Origin of the sequence: Flavobacterium chilense (assembly GCF_001602525.1) — a bacterium.
Taxonomy (GTDB): domain Bacteria; phylum Bacteroidota; class Bacteroidia; order Flavobacteriales; family Flavobacteriaceae; genus Flavobacterium; species Flavobacterium chilense.
On the sequence record NZ_LSYT01000002.1, the window covers coordinates 562,830 to 583,667 of the forward strand.

A 20,838-nucleotide genomic window follows, 5' to 3' on the forward strand; every position below is an offset into this window, starting at 1 on the left:
TAGATTGTTTCGACTTTTGAAACAATCTATTTATGAGATCTGATTTGTTTTTATTACTCGAATATGATTTTTTTGGTTGTTGTAAACTCATTATTGAGGGTAATTTTTACCAATAAAACCTGATTACCTGAGGATATGTTTTGAATTTTTAATTCTGTACTGCCCACCTTGTTTTTGCTGTAAAGCTGTTTTCCTGATATATCATAAAGAGTAATTTCTTTGATGTTTTCTTTGGATGAGATTACATTGAGAACTTTGTTTTTTACTGAAACTAAGATACCGTCTTCAATATTTTCAAAACCTCCTGTTCCTAATGTTTTGTTTGTATATCGCAATACCAATCGATCTGTAAAAGTTCCTGTTGTTGTTTTAAAAGTATAATTACTCTGTTTTAAATCATGTATAATACCAGTTGTTTTATCTTCGATATAAATAGCCTGATTGTTCATTTTTCCATCAACTTCGTCTATCGAAATCGTAAAATCACCATCGATTGTGGTTCTGTATCCCAATGCGACAAGATCAGTATCAGCAAATGGGAGGGCACGTCCCTGAATTGCAAATTTATCGGTGTTAACGATACTGTAAAAATCCAAATACGGATTTCCGTCTAAACTTATTCCGTCAAATTTATTTTCATAGTTATTGGTTGCGCCCTCTACATAACCTACTAATAATTGTTTGAAAGCGCCTTCTGTATTTGTCATGTTTAACCAGATACGATTTTTTTCAAGACCTGTTTCTTTTGCAGCCTGAGCAGGCTTGAAAAACTGATTGTTGTTTGTTCCTCCCTCTCGCATTGAATTTTTAAAAATAACTTGCCCTGAATAAAGTGTACTAACAAAAAAAGATTGTCCGGCTGCTATAAAACCGTTTGGTTTATCATTATTATTTCCTGCAATGTTACCTGTTGGAGCTGCTGTTCTAATACTTCCTGTACGATTGTAACTGGCATAATCATTAGTGTTATATTGATAATATCCCACTGGGTTAACAGGAGTATTATGAGTCCATAAATAAACAGTCCCGTTTAAAATTGTATTTCCATCAATTAACTTATCTACACTTAAAGCTGATGGATATGGGTTTCCTATCAGATAATACTTGTCACTGTTTAAAGATTCCCCTAGTAAATCTCCGTTATTTGGGACTCCGATAAATGAAGCTTCATAATCTTGTTTGGCAGTGTTAGAATAAGATTCCGGACCACGAATAATATAACCTTTTCCAACCACCATATTTGTGTTTCGGTCAGTTTGAACCCAATTCATACCATCATTACCATAATATTTGTCTGAAAGTGTGTTAGGTGAAACATTGATTAACTTTTGTGGATTCACAGGTGTTGACCAGTATACAAAATCTGCCTGACGAATTTTTGGAGCTATACGTTTGTAAGTAATGTTGCCCGTATTGGTTGTATTAGTTGTTTGTATTAAACTGGAATTGTTCTCAAAAATTAACTGGCCATTTGTGGTTACTGCATTAGTAATGGTTAACGTTACTCCTGTTGGAATTGTTACAATTACACCCGGATTAATGGTTAACGAACACCCTGTAGTATCTCCTGTAAATGGCTGATTAGGAGAAACCGAATTAATAATTAAATTTTTGCTGGCATCCGGAGCACCGCCAAGCCATGTATTACCATCCCAGGTTGTAGATGAGAAATCTTTGATGGAAACATCCAATGTAGCTGGGGAAACGCAACCGTTGCTATTTTTTACTCTAAAGTTATATGTCCCTGCGCTCAGATCTTCGACTGTAAAAGATGTTCCGCTTCCAGATATTGTGGCTGAAAATGTTCCGCTTTGTGTTAGTATCCAGCTTCCAGAAGGTAAATTACCTAAAACTACTTTTCCTAAACTATTACAAGAGGCATGAGTAATAGTACCAATAGTAGGCGGTGCAAGTAAATTGGTTGTAGTAGGTATATTGTCTGTGTAGGTATTACCTGAAATATCTTCTACAATATTTAATGAAGGATCTGTTCCGGTAACTTTTGCTGAATTGACTACTTTACCAGCAGTAACATCTGCAGCAGTTATTTTGTATTTTCCGGTAAATGTTGTTGTGGCGTTTGGCGCCAAAGAAGAGAAGTGACCTCCGGAAATGATCATTCCGGGCAGAGGATCTGTAATATAAATATCGCTAATAGGTACCTCTCCAGTATTTTTTACATCAAAAGTATAAGTTATCTCATCTCCAACTTTCCCACAAGATGACATAGAACCTGTTTTAATTAAACTTAATTCGGCTATTTTTAATGAGTTAGTATTAAAAGCAATAAAAGCACAATCTGAACTACCAGTAAAATTAATTACAAAACGGTCTACCTGAGCAGCATTCGAACTTGTAATACCAAAAGCTTTTGTTTCAATTCCTACCAGTCTGATATCTCTTGTAGATGCCGGAGAAAAACCATTTGTGCCTCCATCTGCTTTAAACAAATCTAAACTATAAGTTCCTACGGCAGCAACAGCTCCAAATGCAACAGATATTTCGTTTCCGATTGTGTTTCCATTTATATCCACAAATTTAAAAATATCAGCCTGGCTTACAGTCCCTGGATCTGCAACTTGTGTTATAATTAAATCAGGAGTACCATCATCTATGCCAAGCAAGTTTAGATTGTTTGTTCCAATTTTAAATTCGGCAGAACCGGCTTTTATGTTGGCAACACCTGTTCCTAATGATAAACCATTAGAACCATCAGTAAGTCTGGAAGCCAGTTCTGCACCGGTTGCAACTGATCCCGCTAATGCCGGATCTAAAATTGCCATTGTTGCAGATTTGTCAATCATGGAGCCTTGCAAAAGATAGGTACTACTGTTTAATCCTAAACTACCTATTTTTAAAGATCTGAACTTTTGAGAACTGAAAACTACTCCTTTAGTAGTTAGTGTGTTATCGTCAACTCCGGTAGAATAAATAATATTATTCCATTTAAAAGCCAATAAATTATTATAATCATCAGGTCGGTTTCCTGTTCCGGTAATAGCATTAGACTTCCAGTATCCTTTCCAGTCTGTATGAATTTCTGTAATGGTAACTACCTGACTGTAAGATTTTGAAGAGAATAGAAGTAAGAACAGGATTGATTTTTTTAATAAAGAAGAATGTAATGAAATAAGCGATTTTTGGGACATAAAAAGGTTGGTTGATTTTAGTTTACCAAGGGTTAGTAATAGACAAACTAGTAATTTAAAAGGGTTTAAAAAAGGTACATTTTTGAATATTATAGGGGGATATTTTATAAAATTTAGAATTGCTATTACGTGAAAAATCCGGCAACTTGCGTTGTCGGATTTTTACATTTGATTTATATTATATCAATTAAAAATTATCTTTTTAGTTGTAATAAAGCCATTGTCCAGAGTGATTTTTACCAATAAAACCTGATTGGCTGATGACAGGTTTTGAATTTGTAATTCGGTATTGTCAACTTTGTTTTTGTTATAAAGCTGTTTTCCTGTTATATCATAAAGAGTAACATCCTTGATGCTTTCTTTAGATGAAACCACATTAATAACTTTGTTTTTTACCGAAACTAAAATACCGTCTTTAACATTTTCAAAATCCCCAGTTCCAAGCGTTTTCTTGTAAAATGAAAGAACAAAACGATCATTAAATGTACCTGCATCAGTAGTAAACGTATATCTTTGACTGGCTAAATTTGTTGTTGTATTATTAGTTTTATCTAATAAGTAAACATTCTTATCCTGAAAAAGTCCATCAACACTTTCAATACCTATAGTGTATTGAGTAGCTGAACTTGTAGTGTATCCTAAAGGAATTATTTCTTTTTCTTCTTCAAAAGGTAGGGCACGTCCCTGAATGACCAAATTATGATCTTCTAAAATAGAGTACAAAGCCGTTCCTGATGCATAAGAATCACCATCATAAGCATCATCCAGTTCATTTGTTGCTCCGGTAACATATCCTAACAGCATTTCATTATAAGCTCCTTCATTATTTTTAAGATTCAGCCAAACTCTGTTTTTCTCTACAGTAGCAGTTTTTGCTGTCTTAGAAAACTGGTTATTGCTGGCTGTTGTTTTTACTCTTAATGCATTATTGAAAACAACATTTCCTGTAGTTTTAGCTTCAACAAAAAATCCCTGACCAGAAGCAATGTTTCCATTAGCCTTACTTCCGCCACAAGTAGTACAGTTTGTAGTATCTCCGGTATCAGTCGCACCAGTGGCGTTATAAGAAATATAATTTGAAGCACTATATGAGTAATAACCATTTGAATCCGGAATTACAGTAGTTGCATGTGTCCAAAAGTAAAAAGTACCTTTGATAAGAGAGCTGTTATCTGCATAAAACTGATCTGCATTTAGAGCTGAAGGATAAGGATTACCCAATAAATTAGTTGTACTAGTATTACCTGCCTTATTTGTTACAGGAGTCGATAATATTCCATTGTTTGGTACTCCGGCAAATTTTCCTTGAAAAACCTGAGGATTGCCACTAACAGCATAAGACGAAGGTGCTCTAACAATATATCCTTTTCCGGGTTGCATAACATAATTTCCTCCTTCTAAATATTTCCAATTATCAATTGATGAGTCATACTCAAGGTATTTATCATATAGAGTATTTGGAGATAAATTATATAAAGTCTGACCAGATACAGGAGATGACCAATATGTAAAATCAAATCGATTTACAGGAGTAGTATTTCTGTATAACTCAAATGAAGTTGCGTCACCAGTATAAGTAGAATTGTTATTTGTTTGTACCAAAGAACCACTATTTTGAACCACTATTTTACCAGTAGAATTTACAGTAATGTTTTCAAGTACAGTAAGAACTTTATCTGTAGCAATTGTAAGCGTTTTTCCGGCGGCTACTGTACAAGAACAAACTTGCAAATCATTTGATAATGTAAGATTGTTATTTATTATAATAGACGAATCTGTTGGTGGAGCAGTTGATCCATCATAATTAAAAGGCACATCGATAAAATTAATAGCTAAAGTAGCATCTCCATTATCTTCTCTAAGACGTACTTCAACTTTAGAATTTTTGTTTAAAGTATATTGTTGTCCGCCATTTATTAATACTGCAGTATTAGTATAACTTGCCTGGGTAAATACTTTTACACCATCAATGTAAATTTCACCAACATCATCACAATTTACTAATTGTATCTGGTAGCGACCACAAGGAAAACCCTGACGCTTGTATGTAATTGCAAATTGGTCCACATTCATAGGAGCACCTTGCCAGCCAGAGTAATAAGATGGAGATTTGGTTCTATCCCAAAATGCCTGTGTATTTATATTTAAATTATTGTCAACATAAGTTCCGGCATAAGCAGCAGATGGCAATGATATATCTGGTAAGTTGAAACCGTAAACATTCCATTTGTTGTCTCCAAACGCAAGAGTTGCATTAGTGCCTTTTATCGCACCATAAGTAAATGACACTCTTGAAGAACCAGCATTTTCATAATATTCTAAAACAAAATCATGTGTACCGGCAGTAAAAGTATATTGTGCAGAATATGTAACATAACTATGATCCGTCCATGAATTTGCAGGAGTAAAAGGAACCAATGTTCCATCAATGTACAATCTTACTCCATCATCACCACCAATTGTGATATTATAAGTTTCAGCCGTTGTTGTTGCTTTCATTAAATAACGAACAAAAAACTTATCATTAGGAACAGTACCACAAAAGTTATTTGCTTCTACACTTGAGTCACCTGTAATTGTACCGTCGCCTACATTACGGTCAAAAATTGCTTTTTCGGCTACAGATCCAACATAAGTAGTTGTTGCCGGCGTATTTCCAGTGTAAGTATATACAAATCCTTTCCAGTAATTAGTTCCTGCTGTTGGAGTTGCAGAGCAAACTGCAGCTGTTCCTGTTACACCAACAGTCGCTGATGAATAATTTGAATTAGCATTTCGCAAGGTATAAGTAAAAGAAGTCGTTCCTGTAAAACTACTGGAAGGCGTAAAAGTTACACTTGATGTACCATTAACCGTTACAGTTCCGTTTGTTGGCTGTGTTACTGTTATTTGTTGTAAAGCAGAACCACCAATAACATCATTTGACAGAATTGGTACTGTTACTGCCTGATTTATAGGAGTTGAAATAGCATCATTATTTGCTGTTAAGGTATTAATGTCTTTTACAGTTCCTGTGATAACTGGCCCAACACTATTTCCATTTCCATTTAATATTTCAAAAGTATTATTAGTGCTATATACATAGAATCGAATATATAGAGTCTCATTGGCAAGAACCGGACTTATGTCTGTAGCTAAATTATTAGTTAGAGTTGCCCAGGATGAAGCGCTATTAGTCTCTGGAATTAAAACTTTTACTCCTGTAGCAAAGTTAGGGTCTTTTGAATATTGTACCTGAAATTTCCCGTTCCCTCTGTAAACAAAATTAAATTGCTTAAGATTTAATTGATGATCCGAATCGGGATTAATCTTAAACTGAATATATTTATTAGGATCATAGCTACCTCCATTTTGCTGTGGAGTTGGCCAATTTCCTGTTTGAAAAAAAGCTGTTGTAGTGTTTTGGTAAATATAATTAAGTGATGCTCCTGTTGTTGTTACTGGTGAATTTGAGTTGACATAAGCATTGGTAACAGGATTATAGCTTGATGAAGCTCCGTTCCAAAGTGATAAATTATCATTTGTAAGATCAGAAACAGTTACCTTAATTGTCGCTGTAGAAGTTCCTGTTGGTCCTGATATCGTATAATTGAAAGTAGATGTTCCTGTAAATCCCTGAGCAGGATTAAAAGTTATCGTTTTATCAGGATTGATAAGTGCAGTCCCCTCTGATGCAGGAGGAGTGGTAGAAAGTGTTAAGGATGTAACAGTTTCTTTTTTAACATCATTGTTTAATGCATTAATATTTACAGCTAATTCTTTTGTTGTACTTACATAGTCATTGATAGCCATTATTTTGGAAGAGTCAAAACTTGTTATGGTTCCTTTGATAAGGGGTACAATATTGCTGGTATCAGTACCTGTTTTTACTTCAAAAGTGTTGTAGGTGCTGTATGAATAAATTCTAACATAAACAGTTTCAGATTCTAATACCGGATTAATTTCTGCCGAAAAACCTGGGCTATAGGTTGTCCATGAACTTGGAGTTGTAGTTTCAGTAATTAAATCCTTCACTCCAGTGGCAAAAGAAGCATCTTTAGAATATTTAACTCTAAATTTCCCTGAACCAGATCTTACCTGAAAGGTAAAAGTGCTTAAGTCAGCTTTGTAGCCAGTGTTTGGTTTTATTGTAAATTGAATATATTTTGATGGATTATATTCACCGCCATTATCTGCAGGAGTTGGCCAGTTTCCTGTTTGAAAGAAAGTATCTGTGCTGTTATTTGAAATATAACTAAGACTTATCCCGTTATTTGAATATAAGTTTTGGGAAGTAACAGTAGAAACTAAATAAGTTGGACTCAAAGTATTAGCATTCGCAGCATTCCATTTTACCAAGTCAATCTGACTAAATCCTAAAAACGGTAAAAATAAAAATAAAAGTAAAATTTTTTTCATGTTAAATGTTTTCTATCAACTTGTTATGCTGGCATAGTACTTCACGCCAGCGCAAATATAGATACATCTACGGGTTTGAATAAATGGAGGTTTTGAGAATGGGGATATAATCGATGAAATGTTAAAATACTCGATAAAAGACACTATAGAAATTGTCAATTTATGTTATTTCTTATAAAATGGAGTTTTTAAATATAAGAAAAATCGCAATTTAAGCTCTTGATTTTAAGATTTTTTGAGTTTTTTATTCAAAAAAAGCGAGGAAAGATGATTATTCTTCAAAATAAACGAAAAAATGAACTTGCAGAAAGTAAGAAAATTTAGTGGGTTTTTTGACCTTTTTTTAAATCTCAAATTATTAAATTTCTTTTTCGAGAAAAGTAACTTTGTCGTAAACTAGAAAACTTTCATATCCTCTCCGTAACATATAATCGCAGAATTTCTTTTTCTTTTTTAGCGTGTTTTTTTCCTGGATACTATTCCAGCATTTTTCTGAAAGTTCTTGAAAAGTTGTTTCGTATTCTTCTGCTGATATCTCTTTTAGTGCTAGCGCAATGTTGAATGTTGAAATTTGTCTCATTTTAAGCTCATTGGTAATTCTGATTTTTCCCCAATGTTTAATACGGTGTTTTCCTCTGGCAAAGCTGCATGCAAAGCGGGTTTCATTTAAAAAATTAGTTTCTATAAGTCTCACTATGACAGCATCAATTTCATCGGGTGTGATTTTTAAACTATATAGTTTAGTAACAACCTCTGCATGGCATCGCTCCTGATAGGCGCAAAAGTGTTCTAATTTTAACAAAACTTCTTGGTTTATCATGGTTTAGAGTATTGAATTTTAGAAATGATAAAATTTTGTCTTTTTTTTACAAAAAGTAAGAATATACAACTAAAAGAGTAATTTTTTGGGAAAACTAAGTTAAATAATTTCAGGAAATACAATTTTTGTAAGTAAATATCACTTTTTATATTATAAGTATCTTTATTTCAGTAACTTAGATGTAGCGCTTTTTTAAATAAAAATGGAATTTAGATTTAAGCTTCAAGTCGCAAAAAAAATCTTTTTTTTTAATATTTCCTATCAATAGCGCAGAAGAATTATTGTTTTTAATCTTAAATCCTACTATTATGAGACTAAAACTATCTTTGTTATTCGTTTTTATTAGTATTTATTCATGGTCTCAGACCACTACTACATTTACAACCAATGGTTCTTTAGTAGTTCCTGCAGGAGTTACAAGCATGTCTGTTCAGGCATGGGGCGGTGGTGGTGCCGGTGGTGGAGCAAGTGGTGCCGGTTTACTTCTGGGTAGAGGAGGAGCCGGTGGTGGTGGTGGTGCATATGTTTCTGGAACTATTACGGTAGGAGTTGGCGCAACTTTAAATGTTGTTGTTGCAGGACAAACATCAGGAACTCTTACCGATGGAGCAAGTGGCGGAAGTTCAACTATTACAGGATACGAGGCAGTAGTTCTAGCTGCCGGTGGAGCAGGAGGATCTGCAAATACAACTGGAAATACACCATCGGGAGGTTCTGGTGGTACTACTACTGCTTCATTTGGTACTACAAAAACTGCAGGTTCAGGAGGAGGAAACGGTAGCTCGGCTTTGTTAACATTAGGTCTTTCTTCAGGTGCAGGAGGTAATGGTGCTAATCCTACCGGTGGTGTTGGTGGTGCCGCTATTTCAAGTTTACTTTTAGGAAATAGTCCCGGAAATCCGGGAAGTGCTCCCGGAGGTGGAGGTAGCGGAGCTATAAATTCAGCTTCTGGATCTCCTCAAATTGGAGGTATAGGCGCTAGTGGTCAGGTCAAAATAACCTATACCTGCCCTACTTATAACATTACGGGAACAACAGCTGGTAACGCTTGTGCAACTGACGGAAATTCTTCAGTAGTATTAACTTCAAGTGCAGCTCTTTTACCTCTTGGTAATTATACTGTAACTTACAATCGTAGTAACCCGTCAGCTATAGGTTTAACTGCTGCTATGACGGTTACTACAGCCGGAACAGGAAATTTTACAGCTGTAGGTTTAACAACTGTGGGAACAAGTCTTATAACAATAACAAACCTTGCATCAGGCACCTGTAGTTCTACAATTAGTACAGCAAATGTTGCAAGTCTAACAGTGTCAGGAGCAAGTGTAGGAGGAAGTGTAACAGGAGGTACAACAATTTGTAGTGGTTCTACAAGTGCGACTTTAGCTTTGTCAGGTGAAACAGGTACAGTTGTTAAATGGCAATATTCTATTAGTCCTTTTTCAGCCTGGACTGATATCGCCGCTACTGCGGGGCTTACTTCTTATACATCGGGAGCGTTAACACAGACTACTCAATTCAGAGCTGTCGTACAAAATGGAACTTGTATTACTGCAAATTCTGCTTTTACAACTGTAACTGTAAATCCTTTACCAAGTGCGCCCATAATAGGAACTATAACATTGCCAACTTGTGCTGTGCCTACAGGTGCCGTTGCTCTTAGCGGACTTCCTTCCGGAGGAACGCTCACAATGTATCCGGGAGCTATTGTAAAACCCTATTCAGGAACAATAGCGAATGTGAGTGGACTTTCTGCCAATACATATACTTTTACAGTTAGCAATGGAACTTGTACTTCGCTAAACTCTGCTAATGCAATAGTGCCAGGATTGGTTACAAATACTTATACTACTTCATGGTCAAACGGAACACCAACAGTAGACCAGAATATTGTCTTTGCAGGGAATTTTACTTCTGCTGGCGGAGGTGCAGGAAATATTAATGGCTGTAGTTGTACGGTAAATTCTGGAGTAAATATTCTGATTCAATCCTCAGATACAATGACTTTATCAAATGCACTAACAAATAATGGAGGAACATTAACTTTTCAAAATAATGCTAGTTTGTTACAAACATCAAATGCTGTTAATACAGGTAATATTGTTTACATGCGTACTAGTTCACAAATTATTCTGGGAGATTTTGTGTATTGGTCATCACCAGTTAATCCTCAAAGATTAGTAGATGTTTCTCCACTAACTTTAAGTGATAAATATCTTGCATTTAATAATGGAGCATGGGCGTCAATAGATCCCAATACAAATATGGTTATCGGTAAGGGGTATATTATTCGTAGTCCGCAAAACTACTCTAGTACTGTAAAGTCAGATTATACTGCTTCTTTTATTGGGGTGCCTAATGATGGTAACATATCAGGAGAGACCGTTTCAGCAGGTAATTTTTATCTGGTAGGAAATCCATATCCTTCGGCTTTAAACGCAGATCTTTTTTTAGGAGCCAATACATTTTTAGATGGAACCCTTTATTTTTGGACTCATAATACTCCGGTTGTTTTACAAGGGGCATATCAATATAACTCAAATGATTATGCCAGTTACAACCTTAGTGGTGGTGTAGGGACCGCGCCAGCACCTTCTGGAAATGCAGGCAATAATAATGCAACCCCTTCAGGTAAAATTGCAGCAGGACAGTCCTTTTTTGCTAGTGCGAATGCTGCGGGAACCATTTCATTCACTAATGCAATGCGATTAGGAGGAACAAATAATAGTCAGTTTTTTAAAAATGGAAATACTGTAAAACAATCAGAATTAGAGACACATCGTTTATGGTTAAATATGACAAATGATGGAGGAGCGTTTAAACAGCTGTTGGTAGCTTATATTGATGGGGCAACAAATGATAATGAAAATAGGTATGATGGCGAAACTTTTGATGGTAATCCATATTTAGATTTTTATAGTATTAATAACGGAACTGATTTTGTAATTCAGGGACGTGCATTACCATTTCAAAATACAGATTTCGTTCCTTTAGGGTATAGAAGTACAATTGCCGGTGATTTTACAATCGCAATAGACCATGCAGAAGGAGATTTAAGTAATCATGCGATTTATATTGAAGATAAAATGACGAATGTTATTCATGATCTGAGTACAAGTAATTATACTTTTACATCAGCAACAGGAACTTTTAAAGATCGATTTGTTCTGCGTTATACAAATGCTACATTAGGGGTAATAGAAAATGAAGAAAAAAGTCAGAATTTGAAAGTTTCGGTAAAAGACAAAATCATCACAATTAATTCTTCTGGAGATGAAAATATTGAGACAGTTTTTGTTTATGATTTAACGGGTCAATTGGTTTATAAAGAAACTGGTATTTCATCTAATATTTTAAGAATAAGTACTTTAAAATCAAGTCATCAGATGCTTCTGATAAAGGTAGTTTCAGATAACAACAATACTTCAACAAAAAAAATAATTTATTAAATAATTCACTTTTCAGTTAAAAAAATCCATTTACATACTTGTAAATGGATTTTTTTATGCAAAAAATCAAAAAACGAGCTTTTAAAAAGTAAGTTTTTTTTTCTGAAACATTTTTATAATTTTTAAAATGATGTATTTTGTCGGATATTTTTGTTGTTTGTCGGAAAAGCAATGTTTTCAAAAAAAAGACTTGCGAAACACTCTTTTTTATAGTTTATTTGAAGTGTAATTTCTTAAAAAAAGAATGGATATTCTTTTAGGTGTTGAAATTAAGATAGTTATCTTTTTGATGTAGTTGAGGTAAGTTTTGTCTATTTTTTTTAAATTTTATTTTTGTAAATAAAAGATTCCAAAAAAAATAGAATTTATTTTTTGAAATAAAAATGCAAAACAAGAGTAACGGAAAAAGCGTAAAATATTAAATATCAGCACTTTTTTTGTAAGAAAAATGCAATTCCCAAAAACAAAAAATAAATACCACTATCTGTATGATTCTAAAACTACTTTTGTTCGTTCGATCATTCTTTTTATTAAAATTAAATTCCTTTTCTTCTTCAGGAAAATCGTTTATTCCAAGTGTAAAACTGCTTTGCATAGGAATGTTTTTCATAGTATCAAACAACTATGGGCAGTGTACAACATATCCTGCAGGAACAACTAAAGTTGGAGCTGACCAGTTTTTTTGTATTGATGGTACGAACCCTCTTACAGTTGGATCTGTAGCCGCACAACGGTATGTTGTTGTAAATGTAATAAAAGGATATAACTATACCTTTTCAGTACCGAATATTTGGGGAAGTTCAGGAGGTAGCAATATTGAATCTCTGGGAGTATTTGATGATGCAACTGGTAATGCATATTTAGCCCAAAACAATGGTACTAATGGTGCTAGCATCACATGGACAGCAACACTTTCAGGAAAAATTAGAGTTCTATTGTTAAGGAATAATAATTGTTCAACTACATCTGATACTACAACATCGACAATTACGCTTACTCTAAACTCAGTAGGGGATAACAGTACTATAGATTCTCAAACTGCATTTGGGACAGGGACATGGAAAGGTCATATTTATAATTTTACTGGTGCAACACCACCTGGAGGATACCCTTCGCCCGCAACACTTTCTGAAACTACAACTCCTTTTATTACTGGTTTGCCTGCTAATTATGCAGGATATTATGATGTTGGTTCTGAGCAGTTTCCAACAGGTTTTAATTTTGGAGGAGATGATGATACCACTTGTTTCAATGTTTATTCTGAAGGAAATATAAGAGCTAGTATACTTACACACAATTTTGCTGTGCGTTATCGTATGCGATCTACTCGACCAGCAGGTTGTTATGTAGTCAAAATTTTAGGAGATGATGGAGTACGTTTGTATATAAACAGTAAACTCGTTTTTGACAGATGGGTACAACAATCGCCTACAAATTATTATTATATTCTGGTTAATTTACCAGCCAATGCTGATTTGGTTTTTGACTATTATGAAAATACAGGTAATAATCAGGTAAGTTTTCAGATCGACCCTTTCGATTCAACAGCAAATATAATCACTGCTCCTGCAACAGTTAATTTTTGTGCTGGAGGAGATCCTGCCGTAATCGACGGTACTTTTAGGTACAATGATGCTGGCACAGAAATAGATAATCCATACATTAATTATCAATGGCAGGTTTCAACAAATGGCAGTGCATACACTAATGTGCCTTCTAATGGTAATTCAAGAACATATGATCCTCCTGCAATTCCTAATGCAACAGGTTCAAATATTGTAACAAAATATAAACGAATAGCTACTGTTAATACTACTAATGCAGTAGGAGTAACCTGTACTTTTAATGATAGTAATGAAGTTACATTTATTACAAGTCCGGCTGCACCGGCTACACCAGGTGCAATTTCTGGAACAGCTACCCAATGTCCGTCACTTACCGGACAGGTATATAGTATTAGTCCCGTGGCTAATGCAATTAGTTATAACTGGACGGTTCCTACGGGATGGAGTATTACTAGTGGAGCAGGAACAACATCTATAACAGTTAATACAGGAACATCTGGACAAAACGGAAATATTACAGTTCAGGCGGTAAATGGTTGTACACCTAATGCAGCAAGAAGTTTGCCTGTAACAGTAAGTCCTAGTATTGGCGGTACAATTTCCGGAAGCACTTCAGTATGTTCTGCGACTAATAGTACAGTTTTGACATTGAGTGGTCAAACAGGAACGATCCTTAGATGGGAATCTTCTACAGATGATTTTGCGACAGTAATTAATTCTATATCAAATACTACCACAACTTATACGGCTACAAATGTCAGTTCAACAACTAGCTATCGCGCCGTTATTCAAAGTGGAAGCTGTCCTGTTGTTTATTCTTCATTAGCTTATATTACGATGAATAAAATTGTAATCACAGACGCAGCAGTTTGTGTAGGTGGATCTGGGAGTATCGTAGCTTCTCCTGTTGCAAGCTCAGGACTTACAATTGCTGGCGCATGGACAGCTACTGATCCTACAGCAAACAGGCCGGCAAATTCTATAACGAGTGCTAGTGCTTGTAGTTTTACTACCACTGCAAGAAATTATGTGGCTACCACTTTTCAGGTTAATATAACAGGAACGTATGTTCTTGAAATGAACCCAAACACAGCTTATGATGGAATGGGATACATTTATACTGGTTCATTTGTACCGGGAACTTGTAGTACAGGTTATGTAGCAGGAGATGATGATAGCGGATCTAATAATGAACCTTTAATTACAGCTACTTTAACAGCAGGAACAACTTATACCTTGATTTCAACTACCTGGGCAACTAATACAACTCCATATGTTGGAATTTTTAGTTGGAAGATTACTCCACCAGTTGGCGGGAAAATTAGTACAACAGTAAATTGGTACACATCATCTGCAGGTGGAAATCCAATTGCAACTGGTTCACCATTTAATCCTGTTGGTGTAGCTGGTTCAGGTCTTTCGAATACGAATACACCAGGAACAACAACATATTATGCTGCTTATCCAAGTGATCCTAGCTGTAGAACATCAGCAGCTTTTGTGATTAATGCATTACCAGCTGCTCCTACTGCATCAGCAACGAGCCAGCCAACTTGTACAGTAAACACAGGAACTATTACAATTACAGCACCTTCTCCTGCAGCGGGAATAACTTATAGCATCGATGGATCAACCTATACAAATACTACAGGAGTATTTAATAACGTAGCGGTAGGATCTTATAATGTTACTGTTAAAAACAGCTCAAATTGCGTATCACCGGCTACACCAGTAAGTATTAATCCTCCTACTGTTAAAACATGGAATGGTAGTAGTAGTACTATTTGGAATACAGCTGCAAACTGGACTCCAAATGGTATACCAACAAGTTCAGATTGTGTTGTAGTACCAACCGGGGTGCCGCAACCGGTTATTTCGACAGCAGATGCCTTTGCTCAGATACTTACAGTTAATAATAATGCTTCTTTATCCGTTCAGAGTTCTTATACTTTGAATGTAGTAGACGGAATAACAGTATTAGGAACAGGTGCGTTAGTATTCGAAAATCATTCGGCTTTAATGCAATCAAATACGAGCCCAACGATCAACACCGGAAATATTACTTACAAACGTATAGCAGTACAAATCCGTCGTGGAGATTTTGTGTATTGGTCGACACCGGTTAGTCCTCAAAAATTATTTGATGTTTCTCCTTTTACTTTATCTGATAAGTATTTTGGTTTTAATGGTGATAATTGGGTTGAGACAAATTCAAATACAACAATGGTGGTTGGTAAAGGTTATATCATACGCGCACCATCAAGCTTCTCTATTACTGCTAAAGCAGATTATCCAGCTTCTTTTATAGGTACGCCAAATAATGGTGATTTATCAGGTGAAACTTTAGTAGCAAATAAAAATTATTTAATTGGAAATCCATATCCATCTGCTCTTGACGCTAAAAAGTTTTTAGGGGCAAACTTATTTTTGGATGGAACCTTATACTTCTGGACTCATAATACGCCGGTAAATCTTTCGGGTGCATATCAATATGATGGGAATGACTATGCATCTTATAACCTTACAGGTGGTACAGCAACATCATTACCAGCACCTAGTGGTAGTATACCAGGAAATGATTCCCGTATGCCATCTGGTAAAATAGCGGCAGGACAATCATTCTTTGCCAGTACTAATGCAGGAGGAACAGTTACTTTTAATAATTTAATGCGTTTACCGGCAGCAGATAATACACAGTTTTTTAAACCAGGAAAAACATCAAAAAGTACTGAAACAAATCGTCTATGGTTAAATATGACGAATGACGATGGATTGTTTAAACAAATGCTTATTGGTTATGTAGAAGGTGCTACAAATGAATTTGAAAACAGATATGATGGAGTTAGTTTTGACGGTAATCCTTATTTAGATTTCTATAGTGTTGGTAACGGAAACAAATATGTAATTCAGGGTAGAGCATTACCATTTACAGATACAGATATGGTTTCGTTAGGTTATCGTAGTTCTGTTGAAGGTAAATTTACAATTTCAATAGATCAGGTTGAAGGTGATTTATCGAATCAGGATATTTATCTTGAAGATAAAACAACAGGAAAAATCCATGATTTAAGAAGCAGTAATTATACTTTTACAACTGCAATAGGAACTTTTACAGATCGTTTTGTATTGCGTTACACTAACAAAACACTTGGTATTGGAGATGTAGAAAATCCGGATAATAGTATACTGGTTTCGGTTAAAGATAAAGTGGTGAAAGTAACTTCTAGTAAAGAAAACATTAAACAAGTTACCCTTTTTGATGTATCAGGAAAACAACTTTATAGTAAAAATAAAGTAGGTGCTACAGAATTGCAGCTGCAAAATTTACCAATAAGTAATCAGGTTCTATTAGTAAATATTACATTAGAAAATGGATATGTAACTACAAAAAAGATTATCCTTAAATAAAAAAATAAGACTAAATTTTAAAAATCCATTCCGTTTTCGGAATGGATTTTTTTTATGGGATCAAATCTAAATATCACTAAAAGTGGGTATTGTAATAGATAATTAAAAGAATTATCATTGCAGTTAATTCTTACAATTAAGCCATGTTTAATTGTAGTTAAATACTTTTAGTATGATGAATAAATATATTTTCTCACTGATTCTTTTTAGTTTTTTTATTCAAATTCATCTGTATGGACAACAAGGAAAAGTAGATATTACCTTTAATACAATTGATAACGGATTGTATGGAGACGGCTTTGATAATACAGTAAGAACATTGTCCTTGCAGTCAGATCAAAAACTTATTGTAGGTGGAGATTATTTGAGCCTAAACGGAATTCCAAATTCTTATTTAAGCCGTTTAGAGCCAGACGGTGTTATAGATGAAAGTTTTAATACAGGAACAGGTTTAAATGGTAAAGTTTATGATTCTTATATCCAGAGTGATCAAAAAATAATTATAGCGGGAAGTTTTACTTCTTATAACGGAAATAGTTCAGGAAGACTTATTCGTTTAAACGAAGACGGTTCACAGGACACAACATTCAATACTTCAATAGGAGCAACGAACGGAATTATCTATAAAGTTTGTCAGCAGCCTGATGGGAAAATTATAATCGTTGGGAGCTTTACAAAATACAACAATGTAACAGTAAACAGAATTGCCCGGATTCTTCCAAATGGAGATTTGGATACCTCCTTCAATACAGGTTCGGGTTCAGCTCTTAATATAACAAATGTTAAGATATTGCCTGATGCAAAAGTTTTAATCTCAGGTAATTTTACAGCATTTAATGGAGTTGCAATTAATCGTATTGCACGTTTATTTTCAAATGGTACAATTGATCCCGGTTTTAATATTGGTTCAGGGTTTAGCAATGATGTAAATGCCATGGTTATACAGGCAGACGGTAAAATTATTCTGGGAGGAAAATTTACAGAATACAATGGAATAACAGCTAATCGAATTATCCGGCTAAATGAAGATGCAACGATTGATACAGGTTTTTTATCCGGATCAGGTTTAACTGTCGATGCGGTTCAGGTTATTAAAACGGATGATCTTGGTCGCATTATGATTGGCGGATCTTTTAAAGGTTTTTATAATGGAATTGCAGTCAACCGAATATTTCTTCTAAACCCGGACGGAAGTATAGATCCAAATTTTGATGTTGGAGCTGGTCCAGGTTCGGCATCTGTTTTGGCTTTGGCAAATACTCCTGATGAATCATGGTATGTAGGAGGATCGTTTTCTGTTTTTGATGGTCAGAATCAGGGAAGATTAGCAAAGATAAATGAAGACGGAGAACACGATACAGGATTTCTGGCTGCCGGAATTGGCTTTGATAATGCAGTTCATAAAGTTTTGTCATTGCAAAATAGTAAGACAATGGTATTTGGTAATTTCACTAAATTCAATGCCGTTTTAACCTCAAGAATAACAAGGCTATTAGAGAATGGTTTATCTGATGATACTTTTAATACAGGACAATCCGGAGCCAATAATTTAATAAAAACAGCCGTTTTGCAATCTAATAGTAAAATAATCTTAGGAGGTAATTTTACCAAATACAACGGTATAACTTGTAATCGTCTGGTTCGGATTTTGCCTGACGGAGCAATTGATAATACGTTTAATACGGGTTCAGGATTTAAAAGTCAGGTATATGCTATTGCCATGCAGGATGAGAAAATCATTGTCGCAGGAAATTTTACCACTTACAATGATGCACCTGCCGGAAGAATAGTGAGATTACTAGAAAATGGTTCACCTGATCCCGGTTTCAATCCCGGTTTTGGTGCTGATGCAATAATTGAAAGTATCCTGATTCAGCCCGACGGAAAAATTCTGGTTGGCGGACGCTTTAATAATTTTAATGGTCAGTCCTTTTCCCGCTTGGTCCGATTAAATTATAACGGAAGTATTGATTCGGGGTTTAATGTTGGAGCCGGCTTTGATAAATATGTATACACTATGGCACTCCAATCTGATCAGAAAATAATTATTGGAGGTTCATTTCTAAGTTATAACGGAGTTTCTCAAAAACGAATTCTGAGATTAAATCCTAACGGAAGTTAAGATACTACTTTCGAGTCAGGTGTTGGTTTTAGTAACGGAGATGTTTTGAGTCTTTTAGTGCAGCCTGATGATAAAATTTTAGTTGGCGGAACCTTTTCGGGAACATATAAAACAATCCCTGCTTTACGATTAATCCGATTGTTAAAATCAGGAGATTACGATTCTTCTTTTAATGCGAGTGTAAATGGAAAACTCAATACGATGAGCTTTTCGTCAGATCAGAGGTTAATGATAGGAGGAGATTTTAATTCGGTATCAGGGCTTTCTAAACACAGAATTGCACGTTTAAAACTTTGCTTGGAATCTACAATTTGGAATGGTATTTCATGGTCTGATGGTTTTCCGTCAGGCGGAAAAGAATTAGTTTTTAAAGAAGATTATCCTAATTTACAAACAGCGAATGTTTGTAGCTGTAAAATTGATGAAGGAAAAACAGTAACACTTCTAAATGCAAATACTTTAGGCCTCGAATTTGATTATTCAGGATTAGGAACATTAGTACTGGAAGATTCAGCCAGTTTGTATCAATCAGATGATGAAATAGTAAACACAGGAATTGTTCATGCAAAAAGAAAATCATCACCAATCTTAAAATTCGATTATACCTACTGGTCATCTCCTGTAAGTCATCAAACATTGTTTGATGTTTCTTCCAATACATTACAAGATAAATACTTTTCTTTTAATTATGTTCTGAATGATTGGAAAGAAGAAGATCCGTCAGAAATCATGGTGTTGGGTAAAGGTTATATTATTCGTGGTCCGCAAGACTTTTCGACCACTCTTCCTTCGATATTCGAAGCAATATTTAAAGGAGTGCCAAACAACGGAAAAATTAGTTTGGATTTAGGAACAATGGATACTCCTAACTTAATTGGAAACCCATATCCTTCAGCTTTAGATGCCGATTTATTCTTATCGCAAAACAAATCAAATATAAAAGGAGCGCTTTATTTCTGGACACATAACACACCTTATTCAAATGATCAGTATAATGCAGATGACTACGCCGTTTATAATTCTCTGGGAGGAGTTGCAACCAGAGGTTCTTTGTCGTCAGGAATGAATCAAACAATTCCTGATGGAACAATTGCTTCAGGTCAGGCTTTTTTTGTTCTCAGTAAAAATCAGGGCAATGTAGTGTTTAATAATAGTATGCGGATTAAAGAAAGAAATTCAGTCTTTTTTAAACCGGGAAGAAACACTAAAAAAAATAAAAGCGGAATAGAACGACACCGAATCTGGTTAAATCTGGAGAATACACAAGGCGTTTTTAAACAAATTCTGGTGGGTTACATCAAGGGAGCAACCAATTTGTATGACGAAGATTATGATGCAGAATCCTTTAATGGTAATTCGTACGCAGATTTTTACAGTATAATCAAAAATAAGGATTTGGTAATTCAGGGTCGTGCTTTACCATTTACAGATACAGATGTAGTTCCATTAGGATATAAAACCATTATGAGAGGAAATTTTACGATTTCAATATCCGATACAGATGGTGATTTAAGCAATATGCCTATTTACATAGAAGACAAAGTAGCTGGTGTTATACATGATTTGCGTGCCGGTAATTACACATTTACAACTACATCAGGAACTTTTACAGATCGCCTGGTTTTAAGATATACAAATACAACTTTAGCAACCAACGATTTTGGAAATAATGAGAATAATATTCTGGTATCTGTAAAAAATAAAGCAATCAATATAATATCCTTTAGTGAAAACATAAAAGAAGTCACAGTTTTTGATGTTTCAGGAAGACAGCTTTACAATAAGAAGAAAGTTGGAAGTTTAGAATTGCCCATATCTAATTTGCAATCTGGAAATCAGGTTTTGTTAATCAAAGTGACTTTAGAAAATAATCTTACTACAACTCGAAAAGTTATATTCTGAAATTTTAGCTGAAAGAGAAAACCAG

General features: G+C 34.8%; 7 protein-coding genes. 4 read left to right on the forward strand and 3 right to left on the reverse strand.

The features are described from left to right. Window positions 1-53 precede the first annotated feature (53 nt). From A4F88_RS07555 to A4F88_RS07565, 3 genes are all read right to left on the reverse strand, one after another. Window positions 54-3,149: a DUF7507 domain-containing protein gene (locus A4F88_RS07555; protein WP_068841968.1), complete on the reverse strand. Its 3,096-nt coding sequence runs from the start codon at window positions 3,147-3,149 to the stop codon at window positions 54-56. 183 nt (window positions 3,150-3,332) lie between these two features. Continuing rightward, entirely contained in the window at window positions 3,333-7,547 is a 4,215-nt protein-coding gene (locus A4F88_RS07560; RefSeq protein WP_068841969.1) for an Ig-like domain-containing protein, read from the reverse strand. Window positions 7,548-7,905: 358 nt separating this feature from the next. Further along, window positions 7,906-8,367: a regulatory protein RecX gene (locus A4F88_RS07565; RefSeq protein ID WP_068841970.1), complete on the reverse strand. Its 462-nt coding sequence runs from the start codon at window positions 8,365-8,367 to the stop codon at window positions 7,906-7,908. A gap of 308 nt (window positions 8,368-8,675) precedes the next feature. On the opposite strand from A4F88_RS07565, the gene A4F88_RS25155 reads away from it, so the two are divergent. The 4 genes from A4F88_RS25155 to A4F88_RS25740 all read left to right on the forward strand — a co-directional run bounded on the left by A4F88_RS25155 (window position 8,676) and on the right by A4F88_RS25740 (window position 20,813). Further along, a complete protein-coding gene (locus A4F88_RS25155; protein ID WP_082815718.1) occupies window positions 8,676-11,816 on the forward strand; it encodes a T9SS sorting signal type C domain-containing protein in 3,141 nt (1,046 codons plus the stop codon). 599 nt (window positions 11,817-12,415) lie between these two features. Further along, window positions 12,416-16,789 carry a T9SS sorting signal type C domain-containing protein gene (locus tag A4F88_RS07575; RefSeq protein WP_068841971.1) on the forward strand — a complete coding sequence of 1,458 codons (4,374 nt, stop codon included), beginning with the start codon at window positions 12,416-12,418 and terminating at the stop codon, window positions 16,787-16,789. 172 nt (window positions 16,790-16,961) lie between these two features. Then, window positions 16,962-18,911, forward strand: coding sequence for a delta-60 repeat domain-containing protein (locus A4F88_RS25735; RefSeq protein WP_245179055.1), 1,950 nt, complete (start codon window positions 16,962-16,964; stop codon window positions 18,909-18,911). Between the two features lie 45 nt (window positions 18,912-18,956). Beyond that, the gene (locus A4F88_RS25740) at window positions 18,957-20,813 is read left to right on the forward strand and encodes a T9SS sorting signal type C domain-containing protein (RefSeq protein WP_245179060.1); all 1,857 of its coding nucleotides are present in this window, start codon (window positions 18,957-18,959) and stop codon (window positions 20,811-20,813) included. Window positions 20,814-20,838 lie beyond the last annotated feature (25 nt).